Origin of the sequence: Methylocella tundrae, assembly GCF_901905185.1 — a bacterium.
Classification (GTDB): Bacteria; Pseudomonadota; Alphaproteobacteria; order Rhizobiales; family Beijerinckiaceae; genus Methylocapsa; species Methylocapsa tundrae.
In genome coordinates this window covers 1-447 of record NZ_CABFMQ020000160.1, presented here as the reverse complement: position 1 = coordinate 447, position 447 = coordinate 1, and the positions used below count along the sequence as shown (strand labels likewise).

Annotated in this window: 1 protein-coding gene; it reads right to left on the bottom strand. The window is 28.6% G+C overall.

The annotated features are described in order from the left end of the window. Positions 1–124 (bottom strand): NAD(P)-binding protein (locus tag MPC4_RS21850; protein WP_174514226.1); only part of this gene is annotated, 124 nt, incomplete at its 3' end. Positions 125–447: the final 323 nt, after the last annotated feature.

Here is a 447-nt window from a genome sequence, read left to right as displayed (position 1 = left end):
ATATATTACCTCCTACATGAGAACGTTTTTCAATTATTTTAACATTAAACCCGCGCTTATTCATCTCATATGCAAAAATAGCACCAAAAAGACCAGAGCCGACGACTAAATAATCAACCTTCATATCATCACCTAAATGTAGAGAGTGTATTTTTTAGCCACAAATGTATTTTTATTAACGGCTTTGCACCTAACAGCAAGTAAACGGACGTACGTCCAAAAATTTTAAGCAATAAAAACGGAGAATTTTTTATTGAAAATGAAATTTTATCATTGCTAAAATCAAAATTATTTATATATATGTGTGAAATTCTATTCATATTTCGTATACAATGCTTTAATGGTAATCTTGAAGTGATCAAACACAATGTAAAAAATTGTGAAATAATTATTTTTCGAATAAACGTTGAAGTGCATTTGCTATAAATAAACTCCACACCTTTTAAC